This is a genomic window from Bradyrhizobium sp. CCGUVB14 (genome assembly GCF_024199935.1).
Taxonomy (GTDB): Bacteria; Pseudomonadota; Alphaproteobacteria; order Rhizobiales; family Xanthobacteraceae; genus Bradyrhizobium.
Window position 1 is genome coordinate 5978904 of sequence record NZ_JANADS010000001.1, and the last position, 16424, is coordinate 5995327.

The following is a 16424-nucleotide window of genomic DNA, read 5'->3' on the forward strand; positions in this document are numbered from 1 at the left end:
CGGCGGTTTTAGCCCAACCACCACCTGCCGACCAGCAGGAAGACTTCGCCGGCGACAACGCCCGCGAAAATCGATCGGCGGGTCAGCAGGAACACGACGAGGCCGGCAGCGACCGCGCCGTAGCGCAAGCCGTCCGGCACGCTGGCGAGCGCGCCTGGCGGCTCGACCACGATCTGGGCGATGACGCCGGCCAGGATCGCGGTCGCGACCGCCCTCACCCAGACCAGCAGTTCTGAGCCCTCGTCGATGCCGCCGCCAAACCAGAGGCCGAGCATGCGCCATATCTGGTTGGGAATGACACCGGCGACGAACAGCACGACCAGCGCCTGCCAGTCGCCGATGAGTTGCGCGGCACTCATGCGCGCACCTCGCGCCACCAGTGCACGCCATAAGCGATTGTGCCCGCCGCGAGGCCGCTGACGAGGATGTCGAGGCCGGAGTTCATCTTCGCAGCCAGCGGATAGAGCAGGACGCCAAGCGCGAGCGCGACGACGTCGGCGACCTCGCGGCTGTTGCGCGCGGTCGAGAACAGGAAGGACAGCGGCGTCAGCAGCAGGATCGCCGCGCCCAATGTCTGAGTCAGGTTGGCGGCGAGGAAATAGCCGATCGTGTTGGCGGTCAGGCACACCGAGACCAGACCGAAGCCAAGTCCATTGACGAAGGCGATGCGCCGCTCGCGCGGCACCTGCGGCAGGAAGCGATGACATTCGACCCACAGCGTCACGGCCGTCAGATGCGCCGCGAAGAACAGCTCGCGTCGCTTGGTCGTCGGCGTGCGCATCAGCGGCAGCACGGAGACCACCATCGGAAACAGCCGGATCGCGCTGACGGTGACCGCGATCGCCGACTGGATGACCGTCGCGCCCGAACCCAGCGTGGTGATCAAGATGATCTGGGCAGGCCCGGCCCAGACGAACAGCGTCGAGCAGAGCGCCCAGATCAGGCTGAAATGGCTGTCATGGGCAAGCGCGCCGATGCCGAGATAGGTCGCGAACAGGACGAGCGTGAGGATCGTCTGCGTGATCGAGCGCAGCCCCCAGGTGAAGGCACGCCACGGACTTTGCCATTGAGGGGAATCGAGCGGAGGAAGCGCCACGGGACGGCCGGCTGAGGTTTGCGGAATCGTGCCTGCATAACGGGCAATGCGGGCGGCCGCGTCAAGGAAGCGCGCGGCGGGGCTGGCATGCGCGCGCTCCCTACCCGCTCACGCCCCGGTTCTTCAGCACGAAGCACGCCCCACCCGCCTTCCGGATACGGTTACAGAGATCGTCCGCTTCAGGCCGAGTGTCGGTGCCGATGCGCACCTGGTAGAAGGCGTGCGAACCGCGGCTGCGCATCACCGAACTCAACAGGCTGGGATCGCGCTCACCGATCACCGCGCTCAGCCGCGTGACAGCGCGGGAGTACATCGCCAGCGCCTTGTTGCGATCGAATCCGGCCGCGAGCTGCACGCCCCAGATCTTGGCGGCGGCAAGCTCGACATGCTGCTCCAGCTCGGAGACGAACGGATTCGGCGCGCGCTTCAACAGCGCCATCAGGTCGCGGCAGCTTGTCGGCGGTGAGCTCGGCGGCCCCTTGCCGGTGCTGCCGGCCTTGGCCCATGCGTCAACCGTAGCACCGGTGATGGCGTAGACGTAGTTGCGGGTCTGCTCCGGCATGCCGCCGGTGCCGGCGAGCCATTCCTGTACTCGCCGCGGTCCGGCATTGTAGGCGGCAGCGGCGAGGCCGAGATTGCCGAACTGGTTGCGCAGCTCGTTCAAGAACTCGGCCGATTTCGGCAGAGCCTGCACAGGATTGAAGGGATTGAGGAGCCCGCGCTCGCTCGCGGTGCCCGGCATGAACTGCGCGATCCCTTGCGCGTGCTCGCCGCTGCGCGTCATCGGGCCCACCGCATCGGCCTGGAAGCGGCTCTCCTGCCAGATCACGCGGGCGAAGAATTCCAGCGGCAGATTGGCATCGCGCGCGGCCGCCTCAACGATCAGGCAGATCGATTCTCGGGTGTCGCTCTCGCGCGCATCGGGCCTCTCCGGAGGATGTGCGAGCTCCTCCACGCTGGGGACGGCGACATTGGTTTTTGCCGGTGAGCTGTCCCATGCGATCGCCTGCGTCGCGGACACAAGCAGTGCGGGGATGACGCGTGATGCAATTCGCGTCAGCCATGCCCAAGTATCGCCGTGGCACAGGCGGGCGCAGCATGCGACAAGATGATCTGCCATGTCGTGGCGTCGTGCCATGGTTCGACGAGTTGCCAATAAATGCTGCCTGACCTGCTTCTCCCAATGCGCTTCCCCGCCAAACGGATCCGCGCCCTCCTTGCCCTCGCCGCACTCATCCTGTCCGCCGCGCCAGCTGCGGCGCAAGTGAACTGGCGGATGACCACCGAATATCCCGAGAACAACATATCCGGGATCGGGCTCAGCAGTTTCGCCGATCGCGTGGCCGCGCGCACAAACGGTTTCGTGAGCGTGACCAACGCCTTCGACAATCAGCTGAAGATCAGCTCGGGCGAAATGCCGCGCGCGGCGCTGGACGGCCGGATCGCCGGCGGCGACGCCTTTGCGGGCGCGCTTTCGGGCCTCGACCCCGTGCTCGGCCTCTCGACGCTGCCCTTCCTGGTACAATCAGTCGACATCGCTCACGCCGCCAATGCGCGCGCACGACCGCTTTACGAAAAGGCCCTCGCCGCGCGCGGCCTCAAGCTGCTCTATCTGACGATATGGCCGGCCACCGGCCTATGGTCGGACCGGTCGCTTGCAGGCGCCGACGACCTGCCGAAACTCAATTTGCGCGCTTACGATACCAACTCCAGCGAGGTGATGACGGCGGCCGGTGCCAACGCGCAGTTCCTGCCGATGGACAAGGCGCTTGTGGGCCTGAAGGAGCATCAACTGAATTCGTTCCTCACCTCCGGCGACGGCGGCGCGGGGCGTAAGCTCTGGGACTTCCTGCCCTATTTCACGGCCATCAACTACGCGATGCCGGTGTCGATCGCCTTCGTCCGCACCGACGCATTTGCCGCGCTGCCAGAGCCGATGCAGCGCGAGGTGCTGGCGGCTGCAGCCGAGACCGAGCAGAGCCAGTTCGCGCTGCTGGCCCACCGCACGACCGAGAATTATGCGCGGATGCGCGACAACGGCGTCAAGATCGCCGAGCCAGCGCCGCAATCTCTCATCGCGGCGCTGCGAACGGTAGCAACGCCCACAATTGCCGCCTGGGAGGCGCAGGCGGGCGCGGAGGCCACCGCGATCGTCGAATGGGCCAAACAGCAATGAGGCGATGGGTCTTGACTTGAGACCCGATCCGACTAGCAACGGGCCGTCAATTTCAACGCGGGCCGGCTCCTGATGGCGACAATCTTCTTCGATCTCGACGGTACGCTGACCAACCCGAAACCGGGGATCACCCGCTCCATCCAGTACGCCCTGGAGCGGTTGAGCCTCGCGGTGCCGAACGAGGACGAATTGACCTGGTGCATCGGGCCGCCGCTGCATGCCAGCCTGAAGAAGCTCACCGGAACCGACGCGCTGGCCGACCAGGCGCTGCTGCTCTACCGTGAGCGCTTCAGCGACATTGGCCTGTTCGAGAACGAGGCTTATGCCGGCATCATCGACACGCTGACGACGATTGCCGCGACCGACCAGCGCATGTTCGTCGCGACCAGCAAGCCCGCTGTCTACGCCAGTCGCATCGTCGAGCACTTTGGCCTGAAGCCGTATTTCGAGCGCGTGTTCGGCTCCGAGCTCGACGGCACCCGCGTCGACAAGCGCGACCTGCTGCGCTACGCGCTCGATGAGACGGGTGTCGATGCGAGCACGTCCATCATGATCGGCGACCGCAGCCATGACGTCGTCGGCGCGCGCACCAACGGCATGACCGCGATCGGCGTGCTCTATGGCTACGGCAGCGAGGCCGAACTCAGGGACGCCGGCGCGCATCACATCTGCGCCGCGCATCCGGAAGTGCTCCGCCACTGTGTCGCCTAGGCGCTGACGGTCTCTATCGCCGCAAGCATGCCCGTCTTCGGATGGCAGTTCAGATATTCGAAGAACTGCTCATCCGCGGCCGCCACCGTGACCTCGTGATACAGCCGCAGCTTCGCTGACGGCCCCAGCGTCGAGAGATATTTCATCGCCGCACCGAAGATCTTCACGTGGGTCGGATGCGATTCCGCCCAGCGCTCCAGTGCCGCGAGACTTTTCCACCAGCTCTGGCCATAGGATTTTTCACTCGTCTTGCCGTCAGCCGAAAGCACCTGCATGTAGCGGTTGGCATAGCAGCCGATCGCGAGCCCGTCGTCGCGCAGGAAATCCATGCCCTCGCGGAGCACCGGCTCGACGTCGTCCAGATAGAGCTTGCGCTCGGACGCCTCGGTATCGCTCCAGTCTTGCCCGGAGCGGATCAGGCAGAGATTATCGTGCGCCTTCACACGCAGCCTTGCACCGTCGCGGATCAGCTCGGGATTGCCGCCCGGCGACATCGGATCGGTCTGCGACAGCGGAATGCGATCGCGCATGCCGCCCCAATAGGCGTGCTCCTGCACTTCCCCGCTCATCCCATCGGCGATCACGGCGACACCTTCGGGCCTGCCGAGCGAGGAGAACAGCGTCTCGTGCCGCGCCACCGTGGGACGCAGCACCTCGATGAAGGTGCCGATCCCGTCGCGGTGCTTTCCAGTCCACGCCTCGCGTGCCCGCACAAACCAGGCGTCGAAACGCGCGATGTCGTCCCAATACGCGACCGAGACAATGTTCGCGTGGCCGGCTTGATCGACATAGTGCGCACGGTCCCAATGCGAGGGACCACCCTCGCCGGCGAACAGTCCGGCGATATCAGCGAGCGCTTCCGTCGCAGCCGCCGGCGTCGCCCCACGATACTGCACGCCGAAATAGGCCATCACGACACGGCCGACCGCGGGCTTGTAGCGCGCCACGAACGATGGATACGGCGGCTGGTAATCGTCCGGCACGCGCTTGTGGCGCGTGCGCTGGGTTTCGAGATGCAGAGGAATTGCGGACTCCATGATCGTGCCTCCTCTTGATCCCGGCGATCAGCTCGCTGCAGCGTTGATGTCTGTGGGCTCAATGGCGTCCACCGGCAGCGCGAACTGCTCGACGCGCTTGTACGGCTTCTTGTTGAGCAGCAACCGCGTGACGTCGGGCCGCGAATAATGCCCGGCGGGATCGGCAGCATTCTTGGCGACGCCGATGGCGCCGAGGTCGATCTCGGCGATCAGCAGCCCCTCCTGGTCTGGCGCCAGCTTGTCGCCGATCTGACTGCCATCGGGCCCGTAGATCGCCGCAAAACCGCCGCCCACATGCAGCAGCGCGTTCTTGTCAGGCCGGTCGCAGAGCTCGTCGATCATCGCCTGAGAGACCGTCGCGCAAGGTGCGAGCACGAAGCAGGAGCCCTCCACCGCATAGACGCGCGAAGCGGCGTTGTTGACCTCGGCGCCGAGCGCCGGCGCGAAGGGATCGTAAAGCGAGAAACTCGGCCACGCCGCGACATGCACCTGCTCGTTCTGGGCGTACATGGCGTATTTCGACAGCGGCTGGAGATGTTCCCAGCAGCACAGCGCCCCGATACGGCCGATGTCGGGGCGCGCGTGGACCGCAAGATCGCTGCCGTCGCCCTCGCCATAGACGGTGCGCTCGGCATGGGTCGGCCGCAGCTTGCGGCGTTTTGCGATCGTCTCGCCATCCGGCCCGATCAGCCATTGCGCCAGATAGAGGCTGCCGCCGTCGCGCTCGGACAGGCCGATCACGGCCGTAAGCTTGGCTTTCCGCACCGCATCGCGCAGCTTCTCGGCCTGCGGGCTGTCATAGGACAGCGAATTATCGAAATAGCGCTGCACAAAACCGCGGCCGATCGCCCAGGCAGGCGAGTCCATCCAGATGTGCCAGGGGTAACCGGGGATGAAGGCTTCCGGAAAAGCGATCAGCTTGGCGCCTTTCTCGGCCGCTTCCTTGACCAGCGCGACCGACTTGTCGATGGACGCGTCGAGGTCGAGCCAGGCGGGCGCCGCCTGCACCACCGCGACCTTGTATTTCGGATGTTCAATGCCCATTGCCGCCTCCATTGCCGGTTGATCCAGGACCACGTCCGATGCAGTCTATTGGGCCAAGCCGGGCGGCCGCGCGCTCGACCACGGCGGAACAAAAACTCGACTGGAAGGGATCTCGCCCCGGTACGGAACTTGCCTGCGGTCAGGCTGGATCTGCGCCACCATGCGGTTTTGCTGGATGTGAAAGGGAGGCCTGCCGATGACAATCCAGTTCACGACAGACGGCAGCCCCGGTTACCGCCGGCTCGCCCTCTGGCAGGACATCGTCTGCGACGTCTTCGTCGGGCTCGACTGCAAGTCGGACCTCGGCAGCGCCTTTCACGGCTCGGTGACGCAGGCTTCGCTGGGCAAGGCCGTCTGCTCCGAGGTCTGCTCCGACCGTCAGCACGTTTTCCGCACGCCCTCGCGCATCGCGCGCTCGGATCAGGACTATGTTCTCGTTGCGCTCGGCCATCGCGGCGATGGCGGCGTGGTGCAGGATGGCCGGGAGACCGTGATCCATCCCGGCGAGTTCGCGCTCTACGACACTACGCGTCCCTATGAGCTGAAGTTCAAGCACACGTTCTCCCAGACCATCTTCAAGGTGCCCCGCGAGATGTTGCAGCGCCGGCTCGGCGGCACCGAGACACTTACCGCCATCACATTCGGGACCGATCTGCCGCTCGAGCGGCTCGCCTATGACTTCATCTTCCGCCTCTGCCAAAGCGCGGACCGGCTCGCGCCCAACAGCGCCGCTGCCCTGTCCGAGCAAGCCGTCGACCTGCTCGCGATGGCGCTGAGCGAACGGCTTGGCGGAACGTCGCTGCCGTCGTCGACCCATCGTTCCGCCCTGCTCTACCGGCTCAAGGCGCATATCCGCACACGCCTCGCCGACCCCGACCTCTCGCTGGCCGAGACCGCCGCCGCGCTCGGCATCTCCTCGCGCTACGTGAACGATCTCCTTGCCGACGAGGACACCTCGTTCCAGCGCCATGTGCTTGCGGAGCGTCTCGCCCAGTGCAAGCGCGACCTTGCCTCGCCAGTGCTCGCCCAGCGCCACATCAGCGAGATTGCGTTCGCCTGGGGCTTCAACGACCTCTCGCATTTCGGCCGTGTTTTCCGCGAGCATTTCGGAATGTCGCCGCGCGATTTCCGGCAGAGTCAGCTGCGGCACTGAGGCCCGTTCCGGTCAGCCATCATTGCAAGCCTTCGTCCCAGGCGAAGGCATTGCTCGGCAATTCCAGATTGTCAGGTCGTGCAGTCTGCATCAGGCTCGCATGTATGAGGACTCACGCGACGATAAGCGGGTCGGAACTGCTGCTGGGCGTGATCGCAATCCGCCTCGCGGTGCTGGTCCTGGTGGGCTGGGGCCTGACGTTCCTGCCGCGGCAGGCCCGTGAGCCAGTCTGCGTTTCGTCCGCCACGAGGATCGAAACGCCTGCTCCTGCGACGACGATCGGTGCGCGCGTCGCAGATGCAGCATTCGATGACATGCGTCTGCACGACTAGGCCATTTTCCAAGCAAGGCGGGTATGTCAGCGCGCGATAGGACAACGCGGCTGCTTGCATTACGATCTGCCTCCAAGGCCGCGCCAATCAATCAGCGGCCGTGAGGAGCAGTTCGATGGAATACCGACGCTTGGGCCGGTCCGGCCTCATGGTGCCCGCGTTGAGCCTTGGCACAGGCACGTTCGGCGGCGTCGGCCGTCTCGCGGCCTGGGGAACGACCGACGCCACCGAAGCGCGGCGCCTGCTGGACATTTGTCTCGAGGCCGGCGTGTCGATGTTCGACACCGCCGACGTCTATTCGCTCGGTGAATCCGAACGGGTTCTCGGCGAAGCCATCAAGGGCCGCCGCGACAAGGTGCTGGTCTCGACCAAAGCCACCTTCCGCTTCGGCGACGGCCCCAACGACGTCGGCTCGTCACGGCAGCATCTGCTCGCCGCCATCGACGCTTCGCTGAGCCGGCTCGGCACCGACTATATCGACCTGTTCCAGCTCCATGGCTTCGATGCCATGACCCCGCCTGAAGAGGTGCTCAGCACCCTCGATGTGCTCGTGCGCGCCGGCAAGATCCGCTATGTCGGCGTCTCGAATTTCTCGGGCTGGCACCTGATGAAGTCGCTCGGCGTCGCCGACAAGCACGGTTTTCCGCGCTACGTCGCCAACCAGACCTACTATTCGCTGGTCGGACGCGACTATGAGTGGGAGCTGATGCCGCTCGGTCTCGACCAGGGGCTCGGCGCCGTCGTCTGGTCGCCGCTCGGATGGGGCCGTCTCACCGGAAAGATCCGCCGCGGCCAGCCGAAGCCCGAAGTCAGCCGCCTGCCCCAGACCGCCGATTTCGGGCCGCCCGTGCCGGACGAACACGTTTACCGCGTCGTCGACGCCATCGACGAGGTCGCCAAGGAGACCGGCAAGAGCGTCTCCCAGATTGCGCTGAACTGGCTGCTGCAACGTCCGACCGTTTCGACGCTGATCATCGGCGCCCGGAACGAGACACAGTTGCGCGAAAACCTCGGCGCGGTCGGATGGTCCTTGACCAAGGACCAGATCGCGAAGCTCGATGCCGCGAGCAAGGTGACGTTGCCCTATCCGTACTGGCACCAGCGGGGAACCTTCTCCGACCGCAATCCACCGCCGGTGTAAGTGCGCCGCGCCTAGCGCAGATTGGCACGAAGCTCGCGCACGCCTCGCCCGAGCCGCTCGCGCAGCAGCGTGCGTAACGTCGCGCCGTCGACGTAACCGACCTCGGCGGCGATGGCGTCGAGGTCGAGCCCGCTGCCGTGAAGCAGGGACTGGGCGCGCTCGACCCGGAGATCCTGGAAATAGGATAGCGGTGATTTGCCGAGTACGGCCTCGCAGCGCCGCTGCAAGGTGCGTGCGCTCGTCGCCAATGCGTTCGCGGCCTTTTGCAGCGAAAACCCCTCCTTGAGGTGATCGCGCGCCCATCGCTCGAAGCGAAGGATGAGCGGATCGGCCTGCGCCAGATGATTGGGGATGATGTAGGGCGCCTGCGAAGAGCGGATGTCGGCAAGCAGATAGCGCGAGACCAGCGTCGACAGTTCCGGGCTCGCCTTGCGGATCAGCCAAAGCGCCAGATCGAGATGCCCCAGCGCTGCGCCTGCCGTGACGCCCACGTCCGTCGGCACCAGCATTCGGGATTCATCGAGCCTGACGTTCGGATAACGCTGCCGAAACAGTGGCGCGAGCCACCATGTCGTCGTTGCCTCGCGATGATCGAGCAGTCCGGCCTCGGCCAGAAGAAACGTGCCGATGCAGGATGCCGCGATCTGCGCACCTTCGGCGTGCCATTTGCGCAATTGCGCCTGCGCCCGAACGACGTCTCGGCGCTGGAGCGCCGCAATCAGCGGCTCGGGCCTGCCCGTGTTCAACGCCGGCACGACAACCCAGTCCGGCTTCAGGTCCGGCGATACTGGCAGTGTGGGGATCGAGAGACCCTGGCCGGACCGAACCCGCCGCCGCATCCCCACGATCGACACGTCGAAACGCGGTGTGCCGTTCGAGAAATTGTTGGCGAGCGTGAACGCATCGAGCAACACGGTGAGCCCGGTGTCGAACAGATCATCAAGCGCGAGGATCGCAAGACGCATGGCGTGAATGACCTTAAAGTTGGCAATTACGACGATACCGAAATCAGCGCATCGCGCCTACACCAATCCTGCGCAAGGTTGAAACGGCGCAGCTCGACATGGCCGAAACCGCGGCACGATCGCGTGGATAATGCCTGCTTTTCCGCCCGTCCAGCCGTCCAACCTCTCGCGGCGTGAATGACACCAAAATTGTCGTTTCCGCCTCCATCAACGAGTCGATGGATCGGCCCACCCGATCCTCACCCGCACCTGGTCACAGAAGGAGATCACTCATGAAAGTCATGGCTGTCGCATCGATCACCAAGCCGCTCTCGCCGGAGCAGCGGCAGCAGATCATGCCGAGCGAAGTCCCCGCGACCCTCAAGCTCTATCTCGACGGCAAGATCGAACAATTCTGGTATCGCCAGGACGCGCCTGGCGTGATCTTCCTCATGAACGTCGACACGGTCGAGCAAGCCAAAGCGACGATCGAAGCGCTCCCGCTGGTGACCAACGGATTCGCGAAATATGAATTCATGCAGGTCGGCCCCCTCGCCCCGCTCGGTCTGCTCATTCAGGCCAAGTGACCGGCGCCTCGGCGTCACGTCTCAAGGACAACACGCGTCGCCGCTCTTGTTCGGCGGCGACGCGATGACGACGGTCCGAGGACAGGACGGACACGCACACGTGACAGGTTCGAGCGTGGCACGGCCCTAGTCCAGACGTCTCTTGAAAAGCACATCAATGACTCTGAATGCGCGTCCCATCGGGAGGACACATGCAAAAGTCTATCACTTTCGCCTTCATCGGCTTGGTTCTCGGCTTGGCAAGTCCGGCTGCCGGACATGCCCAATCCGCCAATCCACCGACACCGACAACGCATATCCTCGCGATCGGAACGCTGAACCCCGGCGTCGATCCCACGGCTGCGCGCGCGATCCTGCCGACGGAAGTCAAGGAAACGGTGAAGCTCTATCTCGATGGCAAGATCGAGCAGTGGTATTCGCTGCAGGGACGTCCCGGCGTCGCCTTCATCCTGAACGTCACGGACCCCGTGGCGGCACACGAGATGTTGGAGAAGCTACCGCTGGGTCAGGCCCATCTCATGAGCTTCGAGCTTATCCCGCTCGGCCCGCTCAATCCGCTGCGGCAGTTGCAGGGCATGGCGCCGGGCTCGCCGTAGGCAGCTTGAGCTGCATCAAGCCGGCCTCGATGGATCGTGGCATCGTGCGGCCTTGCGAGGCCGCCCGATGCGCCGATTTGCCATGAAGGCCCTGTTCGCCGTTCTCAATCTCGATCGCGCCGAGCGGACGCGGATCGATTGGGATCGCACCGCCATCGTCGTCTCCACAGCGGTGACGCTCGGGCTTGTCGCGCTCTACGTCGTCGGCAAGGCGACCTCACGCTGGTGAGCGTGCGAACGGCCCGCCGATCCATGCCTGTGGCGCCGGGAGGCCTGCTTCCGGCACAGGAACCGCCCGTGTCCTGCCGGGTTGCGGTGGCTAGCGCAATTTCCTAATCCGGAGAGCATTCACGGCTCGAATCAAGCACGCTTTCATTATGTCGTCTGTCCCGATCGAGCATGCCGACGGCTTGCCACAGCCCCAGCGCAATCAGGCGATCCTCACCATTGCGCTCGGCATCCTCATGGCCGTCGTCGACAGCGCCATCGCCAATGTCGCGCTGCCGACGATCGCAACCGACCTGAACGCGAGCCCGGCCTTCTCGATCTGGATCGTCAACGGCTATCAGCTCGCGATCACGATCTCGCTGCTGCCGCTGGCGTCGCTCGGCGAGATCGTCGGCTATCGCCGCGTCTACCTGGTCGGGCTGGCACTGTTCACGCTCGCATCCGCCTTCTGCGCGCTGGCGCATACGCTGCCGTTGCTGACGATCGCGCGCATCATCCAGGGGTTCGGCGCGGCCGGCATCATGAGCGTCAACTCGGCCCTGGTGCGCTTCACCTATCCGCGCAACCTGCTCGGCCGCGGCATCGGGCTCAATGCGCTCGTCGTCGCCTTCTCCGCCGCGGTCGGGCCGACGCTCGCCGCCGGCATCCTCGCAGTCGGCAGCTGGCCCTGGCTGTTTGCCATCAACGTTCCGCTCGGCGTGGTCACGCTCGTCCTCGGCCTGCGCAGCCTGCCGCACACGACGCCCGCGAGCCATTCCTTCGACTGGCAGAGCGCGGGGCTGTCGGCGATCACCTTCGGCGTCGGCATTGCCGCGATCGACAGCGTCGGCCACGGCGAGGCGCCGATCACCTGCCTCGTGCAGTTCGCGATCGCGATCGCCGCCGGCGCGCTGCTCATTTATCGCGAGACGCACATGAAGTCGCCGCTGCTGCCGGTCGACCTGTTGCGCATCCCGGTGTTCGGGCTCTCGATTGCGACCTCGATCGCCTCGTTCTGCGGGCAGATGCTGGCGTTCGTCGCGATCCCCTTCTATCTCCAGAGCCGCTTCGGCTATTCGGCCGTGCATATGGGCCTCTTGATCACACCGTGGCCGATCGCGGTGGCGTTCGCGGCGCCCCTCGCCGGCCGCCTGGTCGAGCACTATCCCGCCGGCCTGCTCGGGGGCATCGGGCTGACGCTGTTTGCCGGTGGCCTCGCCGGTCTCGCCTTCCTGCCCGCAAGCCCGACACCGCTCGACGTGGTCTGGCGGATGGCGCTCGCGGGCTTTGGCTTCGGCCTGTTCCAGACGCCCAACAACCGAACCATGATCGCAGCCGCCCCGCGAGAGCGCTCCGGCGGCGCCAGCGGCATGCTGGGCACCGCGCGCCTGCTGGGCCAGACCACCGGTGCTGCGCTGGTGGCGCTGTTCCTCGGCCGCTATCCGGTCGAGGGAACCCGGATCGCGCTCCTCACCGGCGTTGGATTTGCGCTCTGCGGCGCCATGCTGAGCATGCTGCGGCTGTCGCCTGCGGGTGCACGCGGTGCAGAGCACGTCCGCGTGCAGGACGACCAGCGCCTGCGGGGCGAATAGCGGCACCGACCCTGGTTACCACGCCCCCAACGCGCAACCTGTGCGTGGCTTAACTATCTGTACGAATGACGTATTGCCCTCCCGCTCCGGTTGCGCTTGATTGGCGGCGGGGAACCAGGGGCATTTCATGCGTTTATTTGGAATAGCGGCGCTCAGCGTCATGCTGGGCGGCTGCGCGTCTGTCACGCGCGGGACAACCGAGAATATCAGCATCTCGTCGACACCTTCAGGCGTTGAGGCTGTCGTCAGCGGGATGGAGGTGCCAACCACCTGCACGACGCCTTGCTCGGTGGTCGTCAAGCGCAACGCCGACCTCTCCATCACCTTCCAGAAGGAAGGCTATGAACCACAGATCGTGCCGCTCAGCCGGGACATCCAGACCGGAGGGGCCGCGGGCTTCGCCGGCAATCTTCTGCTTGGCGGTGTCGTCGGCATGGGCGTCGATGCCGCGACGGGCGCGGCAACCGACCACAAACCAAATCCGGTCATCGTCACGATGCAGCCGTCGGCCCCTCCCCGCGCGCGACCGCCCGCCCCAAGGAAGCCGCGACCGCCGGCTGCGGCGGCTCCCGAAGCCGGCACCTAGAAGTCGGCACCGCGACGCAAACAAAAAGGCCGGCTTTTCAGCCGGCCTTTTCGATTCATGATGCGCCGATCAAGCCTTGACCAGCGGGCCCTTCGAGGTCGGCCCCTTGGAGCCGCCGGGGCCGCCCGGCTTGTTGGGCTTGCCCGGCGGGCGCTTGCGCGCTGGCAGCTTTTCCTGCTTCGGCGTGACCGGGCCCTCGACGAACTCGAAACCGATCTTCTCCTTGGTCTCGTCAGCCTCGTCCTTGACCAGGACGACGCGGACATGACCGCCGCCCTTGAGCTTGCCGAACAGCACCTCGTCAGCCAGCGGCTTCTTGATGTGCTCCTGGATAACGCGGGCCATCGGCCGCGCACCCATCTGCTCGTCATAGCCGTGCTGGACCAGCCAGGTCTTGGCGGGCTCCGACAGCTCGATGGTGACGTCGCGGTCGCCAAGCTGCGCTTCGAGCTGAAGCACGAACTTCTCGACCACGGTGCCGATGACCTCGACGCTGAGATGGCCGAACGAGACGATGGCATCGAGACGGTTGCGGAATTCCGGCGCGAACTGCCGGTTGATCGCCTCGTGGTCGTCGCCTTCCCGCTTCGAGCGCGTGAAGCCGAACGCCTGCTTGGCGAGATCCGAAGCACCCGCATTCGTGGTCATGATCAGGATCACGTTGCGGAAGTTGACCTGCTTGCCGTTGTGGTCGGTGAGCCGGCCATGATCCATGATCTGGAGCAGCACGTTGTAGAGGTCGGGATGCGCCTTCTCGATTTCGTCGAGCAGCACCACGCAGTGCGGATGCTGGTCGACGCCGTCGGTCAGGAGACCGCCCTGGTCGAAGCCGACATAACCGGGAGGCGCACCGATCAGGCGCGACACGGTGTGACGCTCCATGTACTCCGACATGTCGAAGCGCAGCAGCTCGACGCCGAGTGTCGCCGCGAGTTGCTTGGCAACCTCGGTCTTGCCGACGCCGGTCGGGCCCGAGAACAGGTAGCAACCGATCGGCTTCTCCGGCTCGCGCAGGCCCGCGCGTGCGAGCTTGATCGAAGCGGCAAGCGACTCGATCGCCTTGTCCTGGCCGAACACGGTGCGCTTCAGGGTCTGCTCGAGATGCTTGAGCACCTCGGCGTCGTCCTTCGACACGCTCTTCGGCGGAATCCGCGCCATCGAGGCGATCGTGGTCTCGATCTCCTTGATGCCGATGGTCTTCTTGCGCTTGTTCTCGGCGACCAGCATCTGCGCCGCGCCGGACTCGTCGATCACGTCGATCGCCTTGTCGGGCAGCTTGCGGTCGTGGATGTAGCGCGAGGAGAGCTGCACCGCGGCCTCGATCGCCTCATTTGTGTACTTCAGCCGGTGGTAGTCCTCGAAGTACGGTTTGAGGCCCTTGAGGATCGCGATCGCGTCCTCGACGGTTGGCTCGTTGATGTCGATCTTCTGGAAGCGCCGCACCAGCGCGCGGTCCTTCTCGAAGTGCTGGCGGTATTCCTTGTAGGTGGTCGAGCCCATGCAGCGGATCGTGCCAGAGGCAAGCGCCGGCTTGAGCAGGTTCGAGGCATCCATCGCCCCGCCCGACGTCGCACCCGCACCGATCACGGTGTGGATCTCGTCGATGAACAGGATGGCGTTGGGATGGGCTTCGAGCTCCTTGAGCACCTGCTTCAGGCGCTCCTCGAAGTCGCCGCGATAGCGCGTGCCGGCGAGCAGCGTGCCCATGTCGAGCGAGAACACGGTCGCAGCCGCCAGGACCTCCGGCACCTCGCTGTCGACGATGCGCTTGGCCAGGCCCTCCGCGATCGCGGTCTTGCCGACACCGGCCTCGCCCACGAACAGCGGATTGTTCTTCTGCCTGCGGCACAGCACCTGGATCGCGCGGTTGATCTCGGAATTGCGTCCGATCACCGGATCGATCTTGCCGTCACGCGCCTTCTTGTTGAGGTTGACGCAATAGGTCTCGAGCGCCTCGCCCTTCTTCTTGGCGTCCTCGGCACCCTTGGTCTCAGTCTCCTCGTCGACGCCGCGCACCGGCCGCGCCTCGGAGACGCCCGGCCGCTTGGCAATGCCGTGGCTGATATAGTTGACGGCGTCGTAGCGCGTCATGTCCTGCTCCTGCAGGAAGTACGCGGCATGACTCTCGCGCTCGGCGAAGATTGCGATCAACACGTTCGCACCGGTCACCTCTTCGCGACCGGAAGATTGCACGTGGATCACCGCGCGCTGGATCACGCGCTGGAAACCGGCAGTCGGCTTGGCGTCGTCGGCGCCGTCCGTCACCAGATTTTCGAATTCGGTCTCAAGATAATTGACGAGGCTCGTGCGGAGCTTGTCGAGATCGACGCTACAGGCACGCATGACGGCGGCTGCATCGGAGTCATCGATCAAGGAGAGCAGGAGATGCTCGAGCGTCGCATACTGGTGATGACGCTCGTTGGCGATCGCCAGTGCACGATGCAGGGATTGTTCAAGGCTTTGGGAAAAAGTCGGCATTCGCGTCCTCTATGGCCCCCACCATCATGATCGCCATCGCCCGGTCAGGCAACAACAACCTTTGTCACATATAGTTATACAAGACCGCGGCAAAAGACCGGTTCCGCGACTCGATAGGCATTACGCGCCCACCGCATTCTCGATGCAAAACCCGTTCCGATTTGGGCAAAACTACCCATTTGAGCAGGATCGGCGTCGGCGCTGATTTTCGCCGGATCGCGCAGCGGTATCCGCCGGCATCACACACGCACGATCAGAACCGATCTAAAGAACGCGGGACTCGAATGCGCAGTTACTTCTTTTCCATCACGCATTGCAGCGGGTGCTGGTGCTTGCGGGCGAAATCCATCACCTGCGTCACCTTGGTCTCGGCAATCTCGTAGGTGAACACGCCGCACTCGCCGATCCCGTGATGATGGACGTGCAGCATGATCTTGGTCGCGGCCTCGACATCCTTCTGGAAGAACTTTTCCAGGACGTGGACGACGAATTCCATCGGAGTGTAGTCGTCGTTGAGGATCAGCACGCGATAGAGGTTGGGCCGCTTGGTCTTTGGCTTGACCTTGGTGATGACGGACGTGTTCGGACCCGTCGGGCCACCGGAACGGTTCTCATCATTGCTCATCCGGGGAGCGTGGGCGGCGGCAGCCGCGGACAGGTCGAGTCTGGAAGTCAGTTGCGGCATGGCTCAGGCGTTCAAATTCCCCACGGAAGCGTATGACGGTTTACCGCGCGGTCCCGCAC

Annotated in this window: 18 protein-coding genes; 10 read left to right on the top strand and 8 right to left on the bottom strand. The window is 64.9% G+C overall.

Annotated features, from left to right (window positions below; genetic code table 11):
- Window positions 1–8 precede the first annotated feature (8 nt).
- From NLM32_RS27990 to NLM32_RS28000, 3 genes are all read right to left on the bottom strand, one after another.
- Window positions 9–359, bottom strand: a complete 351-nt coding sequence (locus NLM32_RS27990) for an AzlD domain-containing protein (protein WP_254132029.1) — start codon at window positions 357–359, stop codon at window positions 9–11.
- A complete protein-coding gene (locus NLM32_RS27995) occupies window positions 356–1096 on the bottom strand; it encodes an AzlC family ABC transporter permease (protein WP_254132030.1) in 741 nt (246 codons plus the stop codon). The genes NLM32_RS27990 and NLM32_RS27995 overlap by 4 nt, the downstream gene beginning before the upstream one ends.
- 100 nt (window positions 1097–1196) lie before the next feature.
- Complete coding sequence (locus NLM32_RS28000; protein WP_254132031.1) at window positions 1197–2216, bottom strand: lytic transglycosylase domain-containing protein; 1020 nt, start codon at window positions 2214–2216, stop codon at window positions 1197–1199.
- A gap of 39 nt (window positions 2217–2255) precedes the next feature.
- Here NLM32_RS28000 and NLM32_RS28005 point away from each other — a divergent pair, with 39 nt between their 5' ends.
- Together NLM32_RS28005 and NLM32_RS28010 are read left to right on the top strand one after the other, a co-directional pair.
- Window positions 2256–3272, top strand: coding sequence for a TRAP transporter substrate-binding protein (locus tag NLM32_RS28005; RefSeq protein WP_254132032.1), 1017 nt, complete (start codon window positions 2256–2258; stop codon window positions 3270–3272).
- 72 nt (window positions 3273–3344) lie between these two features.
- Entirely contained in the window at window positions 3345–3983 is a 639-nt protein-coding gene (locus tag NLM32_RS28010; protein WP_254132033.1) for an HAD family hydrolase, read from the top strand.
- Here NLM32_RS28010 and NLM32_RS28015 read toward each other — a convergent pair.
- Both NLM32_RS28015 and NLM32_RS28020 read right to left on the bottom strand, forming a co-directional pair.
- Complete coding sequence (locus tag NLM32_RS28015) at window positions 3980–5020, bottom strand: phenylacetaldoxime dehydratase family protein (RefSeq protein WP_254132034.1); 1041 nt, start codon at window positions 5018–5020, stop codon at window positions 3980–3982. The two genes, NLM32_RS28010 and NLM32_RS28015, sit on opposite strands and share 4 nt — an antisense overlap.
- A gap of 27 nt (window positions 5021–5047) precedes the next feature.
- Window positions 5048–6064 (bottom strand): carbon-nitrogen hydrolase family protein, encoded by a 1017-nt coding sequence (locus tag NLM32_RS28020; protein ID WP_254132035.1) that lies wholly within the window; start codon window positions 6062–6064, stop codon window positions 5048–5050.
- Between the two features lie 196 nt (window positions 6065–6260).
- Between NLM32_RS28020 and NLM32_RS28025 the strand changes: the two genes are divergently transcribed.
- The 3 genes from NLM32_RS28025 (at window position 6261) to NLM32_RS28035 (ending at window position 8690) form a co-directional block, all read left to right on the top strand.
- Window positions 6261–7217, top strand: coding sequence for a helix-turn-helix domain-containing protein (locus NLM32_RS28025; RefSeq protein ID WP_254132036.1), 957 nt, complete (start codon window positions 6261–6263; stop codon window positions 7215–7217).
- A 104-nt stretch (window positions 7218–7321) separates the two neighbouring features.
- Window positions 7322–7549: a hypothetical protein gene (locus NLM32_RS28030; RefSeq protein WP_254132037.1), complete on the top strand. Its 228-nt coding sequence runs from the start codon at window positions 7322–7324 to the stop codon at window positions 7547–7549.
- 115 nt (window positions 7550–7664) lie between these two features.
- Window positions 7665–8690, top strand: a complete 1026-nt coding sequence (locus tag NLM32_RS28035) for an aldo/keto reductase (RefSeq protein ID WP_254132038.1) — start codon at window positions 7665–7667, stop codon at window positions 8688–8690.
- Between the two features lie 11 nt (window positions 8691–8701).
- On the opposite strand, the gene NLM32_RS28040 is transcribed toward NLM32_RS28035, so the two are convergent.
- On the bottom strand, window positions 8702–9655 hold the full coding sequence (locus tag NLM32_RS28040; RefSeq protein WP_254132039.1) for a GlxA family transcriptional regulator: 954 nt from the start codon (window positions 9653–9655) through the stop codon (window positions 8702–8704).
- Window positions 9656–9927: 272 nt separating this feature from the next.
- On the opposite strand from NLM32_RS28040, the gene NLM32_RS28045 reads away from it, so the two are divergent.
- The 5 genes from NLM32_RS28045 (at window position 9928) to NLM32_RS28065 (ending at window position 13202) form a co-directional block, all read left to right on the top strand.
- Entirely contained in the window at window positions 9928–10221 is a 294-nt protein-coding gene (locus NLM32_RS28045; RefSeq protein ID WP_254132040.1) for a hypothetical protein, read from the top strand.
- A gap of 191 nt (window positions 10222–10412) precedes the next feature.
- Window positions 10413–10817, top strand: coding sequence for a hypothetical protein (locus NLM32_RS28050; protein WP_254132041.1), 405 nt, complete (start codon window positions 10413–10415; stop codon window positions 10815–10817).
- A gap of 67 nt (window positions 10818–10884) precedes the next feature.
- Window positions 10885–11046, top strand: a complete 162-nt coding sequence (locus NLM32_RS28055) for a hypothetical protein (RefSeq protein WP_254132042.1) — start codon at window positions 10885–10887, stop codon at window positions 11044–11046.
- A 148-nt stretch (window positions 11047–11194) separates the two neighbouring features.
- Entirely contained in the window at window positions 11195–12616 is a 1422-nt protein-coding gene (locus NLM32_RS28060; RefSeq protein ID WP_254132043.1) for an MFS transporter, read from the top strand.
- 127 nt (window positions 12617–12743) lie between these two features.
- On the top strand, window positions 12744–13202 hold the full coding sequence (locus NLM32_RS28065) for a PEGA domain-containing protein (protein ID WP_254132044.1): 459 nt from the start codon (window positions 12744–12746) through the stop codon (window positions 13200–13202).
- A gap of 69 nt (window positions 13203–13271) precedes the next feature.
- On the opposite strand, the gene clpA is transcribed toward NLM32_RS28065, so the two are convergent.
- Together clpA and clpS are read right to left on the bottom strand one after the other, a co-directional pair.
- On the bottom strand, window positions 13272–15680 hold the full coding sequence (gene clpA, locus NLM32_RS28070; RefSeq protein ID WP_254132045.1) for an ATP-dependent Clp protease ATP-binding subunit ClpA: 2409 nt from the start codon (window positions 15678–15680) through the stop codon (window positions 13272–13274).
- A 292-nt stretch (window positions 15681–15972) separates the two neighbouring features.
- The gene (clpS, locus tag NLM32_RS28075; RefSeq protein ID WP_015685564.1) at window positions 15973–16305 is read right to left on the bottom strand and encodes an ATP-dependent Clp protease adapter ClpS; all 333 of its coding nucleotides are present in this window, start codon (window positions 16303–16305) and stop codon (window positions 15973–15975) included.
- Window positions 16306–16424 lie beyond the last annotated feature (119 nt).

Excerpts from the sequence above, each read along its gene's own strand:
- NLM32_RS28000 (WP_254132031.1), bottom strand. The coding sequence starts at position 2,216 with ATGGCAGATCATCTTGTCGCATGCTGCGCCCGCCTGTGCCACGGCGAT.
- NLM32_RS28035 (WP_254132038.1), top strand. The coding sequence starts at position 7,665 with ATGGAATACCGACGCTTGGGCCGGTCCGGCCTCATGGTGCCCGCGTTG.
- NLM32_RS28045 (WP_254132040.1), top strand. The coding sequence starts at position 9,928 with ATGAAAGTCATGGCTGTCGCATCGATCACCAAGCCGCTCTCGCCGGAG.
- NLM32_RS28020 (WP_254132035.1), bottom strand. The coding sequence starts at position 6,064 with ATGGGCATTGAACATCCGAAATACAAGGTCGCGGTGGTGCAGGCGGCG.
- NLM32_RS28015 (WP_254132034.1), bottom strand. The coding sequence starts at position 5,020 with ATGGAGTCCGCAATTCCTCTGCATCTCGAAACCCAGCGCACGCGCCAC.
- clpS (WP_015685564.1), bottom strand. The coding sequence starts at position 16,305 with ATGAGCAATGATGAGAACCGTTCCGGTGGCCCGACGGGTCCGAACACG.
- NLM32_RS28030 (WP_254132037.1), top strand. The coding sequence starts at position 7,322 with ATGAGGACTCACGCGACGATAAGCGGGTCGGAACTGCTGCTGGGCGTG.
- NLM32_RS28050 (WP_254132041.1), top strand. The coding sequence starts at position 10,413 with ATGCAAAAGTCTATCACTTTCGCCTTCATCGGCTTGGTTCTCGGCTTG.
- NLM32_RS28065 (WP_254132044.1), top strand. The coding sequence starts at position 12,744 with ATGCGTTTATTTGGAATAGCGGCGCTCAGCGTCATGCTGGGCGGCTGC.
- NLM32_RS28055 (WP_254132042.1), top strand. The coding sequence starts at position 10,885 with ATGCGCCGATTTGCCATGAAGGCCCTGTTCGCCGTTCTCAATCTCGAT.
- NLM32_RS28040 (WP_254132039.1), bottom strand. The coding sequence starts at position 9,655 with ATGCGTCTTGCGATCCTCGCGCTTGATGATCTGTTCGACACCGGGCTC.
- clpA (WP_254132045.1), bottom strand. The coding sequence starts at position 15,680 with ATGCCGACTTTTTCCCAAAGCCTTGAACAATCCCTGCATCGTGCACTG.
- NLM32_RS28005 (WP_254132032.1), top strand. The coding sequence starts at position 2,256 with ATGCTGCCTGACCTGCTTCTCCCAATGCGCTTCCCCGCCAAACGGATC.
- NLM32_RS28010 (WP_254132033.1), top strand. The coding sequence starts at position 3,345 with ATGGCGACAATCTTCTTCGATCTCGACGGTACGCTGACCAACCCGAAA.
- NLM32_RS28060 (WP_254132043.1), top strand. The coding sequence starts at position 11,195 with ATGTCGTCTGTCCCGATCGAGCATGCCGACGGCTTGCCACAGCCCCAG.
- NLM32_RS27990 (WP_254132029.1), bottom strand. The coding sequence starts at position 359 with ATGAGTGCCGCGCAACTCATCGGCGACTGGCAGGCGCTGGTCGTGCTG.
- NLM32_RS28025 (WP_254132036.1), top strand. The coding sequence starts at position 6,261 with ATGACAATCCAGTTCACGACAGACGGCAGCCCCGGTTACCGCCGGCTC.